Annotated in this window: 2 protein-coding genes; one reads left to right on the top strand and one right to left on the bottom strand. The window is 59.3% G+C overall.

Translation table 11 applies throughout. The annotated features are described in order from the left end of the window. Positions 1-78: 78 nt before the first annotated feature. A complete protein-coding gene (locus PMI23_RS27275; RefSeq protein ID WP_042705056.1) occupies positions 79-1674 on the bottom strand; it encodes a glycoside hydrolase family 17 protein in 1596 nt (531 codons plus the stop codon). A 286-nt stretch (positions 1675-1960) separates the two neighbouring features. Here PMI23_RS27275 and PMI23_RS27265 point away from each other — a divergent pair, with 286 nt between their 5' ends. Then, positions 1961-2812 (top strand): glycine betaine ABC transporter substrate-binding protein, encoded by an 852-nt coding sequence (locus PMI23_RS27265; RefSeq protein ID WP_007919916.1) that lies wholly within the window; start codon positions 1961-1963, stop codon positions 2810-2812. Positions 2813-2919: the final 107 nt, after the last annotated feature.

Raw genomic sequence — 2919 nt, 5'->3', positions numbered from 1 at the left:
TTCGGCAGCTCCTACATTGAAATGGCGTACACCTTGTAGGAGTTGCCGAAGGCTGCGATCTTTTGATCTTGCTTTTGATCAGTCTTTTCGAACGCGCAGGCAGCGCCACAGAGCCGCCACCATCAACACACTCACCAACGCCCAACCCCACGCCTGCTGATTCTGCAAACCTTCCTGATACAGCTGCGGCGCAATCCCCGCGCCGACAATGAAGGTCAGCAAGGCAATTTCACGACGCGGCACGCTGACCGGCCGGCACAGATAAACCAGCGCCGGCAGCACAAACGCCATGCTTGCAAAGCTGCGATAACGCGGATCAAACACCATCTCCAGCATCATCACCGCTGCGGCAAAGCCTGCTGCCGCGAGCAGCCAGCCGGCGCGGCGCTCCAGCAGATTGAACAACCGCTCACGCCAGCCAGTTCGCGCGCTCAGCGTCAGTGCCGCGTGTGCCAGTACCAACAGATTCAGCGCCGTCAGCAAACCGACCCACAGCCACTCACTGGTGAACCGCGTGGTCACCCGCGCCAGATCACCCCAGGCGCCAATCGAGCAAGCGGCGAGGGCGCCCAGCAGCGGCAACACCAGCGCCGAGCGCGTGGTACGAACGCGACCGCCAAGGATCAGCGTGCCAAGGAAAATCAACCCGCCGACCGCCAGCCATTCTTTCCAGAACGGTACATTCGTCACCGGTCCGGCGAGTACGCCTTTGTCCTGACGATCAGCATCGAACAGTCCCCAGTAACCGCCCACCGCGCCTTCACTGCCGCGCTTCCATGGCTGGTCAAACGCTTCGATCAGGTTGTAATGCCAGCCTTCTTTCTCGGCCATTGCGACAAAACCACGAATGAACCTGGCCTCGTTGACCCGGCTCGGCAGGGCGGTCTCGCGCTGGCGGCCTTCGCTCGGCCAGCCGGTTTCGCCAATCATCACGTCTTTCGGCGCGAATTTATTGCCGAACACCTGACGCACATCCGCGACATGTTGCAGGGCGACGTCAATGTTCGACGGATCATCCTCCCAGTACGGCAGCAAGTGGATGGTCAGGAAATCCACCGCCGGTGCGATTTCCGGATGCTTGAGCCAGAACTCCCAGACATCGGCATAGGTGACCGGTTGCTTGACCTGGCCCTTGACCTTGTTGATCAACCGGGCAAGTTGCGCGCCAGTGACTTCCTTGCGCAGCAGCGCTTCGTTGCCGACGATCACCGCGCTGACCACGTCCGGGTTGGCGTTGGCTGATTTGATCAGCAGGTCGACTTCTTTCTCGGTGTCTACCGGGTTGCTGTTGACCCACGCGCCGATCATCAATTTCAAGCCGTGTTTGCGCGCCAGATCCGGCAGCGCCTCGAGGCCGGTCATCGAATAGGTGCGAATGCACTCAAAACGTGTCGCCAGCAGCGCGAGGTCAGCGTCCATGCGCTCGGGGCGCAGCTTGAGCGGCACGTCGAACGGCGACTGGTCTTTATCGAACGGGGTGTAGGAGGCGCATTGCAATTTATGCGTCGGCGTAGCGGCGTCCGGCAGGATCACCGGTTGGCCGAGGCCGTACCAGAAGCCAGCGAGTGCAAACAGCCCCAGCAGGCAGGCGAAGAGATAAGGCAGAAAAGGGAAGCGGGAGGTCGCGGACATGGTCAGGCCGAGTGGCTGCAAAGCGACGCATGTTACCTGCATTTATAGAGGGGTTGGTGGCTCGCATGATTTTGACATGCAAAGTTCGGGCGGATTGTCTGGCGCCAAATATTCAGACGTCATTAATGGCCTTGTGATGTCGTTTCTCGTTGTCTTGAGGTCGCTGGCAGAGCAGGTCGACTGCCGCCTGAGGTTGATGATCAAGCCATCAGTGCTCCGCTGATGTTCTAACGAGTTTGCGGTCAGGCGTGATGGGGGCGCCGTGCACCATAACAATACGTTGACGCCGCCCGTCATCCGTCGGGCGCAGCATTTCGGGGAAGTAACGATGAAGATGCGACGACTTTTAGGCGCAAGTGCTGCTCTGGTGCTTGCGATGAGTTCCACTTTCGCCAGCGCAGAAAAACAGACCCTGAACATCGGTTACGTTGACGGCTGGTCCGACAGCGTCGCGACCACCCACGTGGCGGCCGAAGTGATCAAACAGAAGCTCGGCTACGACGTGAAACTGCAAGCCGTCGCCACCGGGATCATGTGGCAGGGCGTGGCCACCGGCAAACTCGACGCCATGCTTTCGGCCTGGCTGCCCGTGACCCACGGTGAATACTGGACGAAGAACAAGGATCAGGTCGTCGATTACGGCCCGAACTTCAAGGATGCGAAAATCGGCCTGATCGTGCCGGAGTATGTGAAAGCCAAGTCGATCGAAGACTTGAAAACCGACGACACCTTCAAGAATCGCATCGTCGGCATCGACGCCGGTTCAGGCGTGATGCTCAAGACCGATCAGGCGATCAAGGACTACGGTCTCGACAAATACAGCCTCAAAGCCAGTTCCGGCGCCGGCATGATTGCCGAGCTGACCCGTGCCGAGAAGAAAAACGAATCCATCGCGGTCACCGGTTGGGTGCCGCACTGGATGTTCGCCAAGTGGAAACTGCGCTTCCTCGACGACCCGAAAGGCGTGTACGGCGCAGCCGAAACCGTAAACAGCATCGGCAGCAAAGAACTCGCGACCAAAGCACCGGAAGTGGCCAAGTTCCTGAAGAACTTCCAGTGGGCGTCGAAAGACGAAATCGGCGAAGTCATGCTGGCGATTCAGGACGGTGCCAAGCCTGACGCAGCGGCCAAGGATTGGGTAGCCAAACACCCGGATCGCGTGGCTGACTGGACTAAATAACCCGAAATAGCATCGTTCACCACGAACCCTGTGGGAGCGGGCTTGCCCGCGATAGCGTTCTCTCAGTTGACTAATAGTTGGCTGACACGACGCCATCGCTGGCAAGC

The sequence above is a fragment of the Pseudomonas sp. GM24 genome, assembly GCF_000282235.1.
Classification (GTDB): Bacteria; Pseudomonadota; Gammaproteobacteria; order Pseudomonadales; family Pseudomonadaceae; genus Aquipseudomonas.
This window is presented reverse-complemented; position numbering and strand designations above follow the sequence as displayed.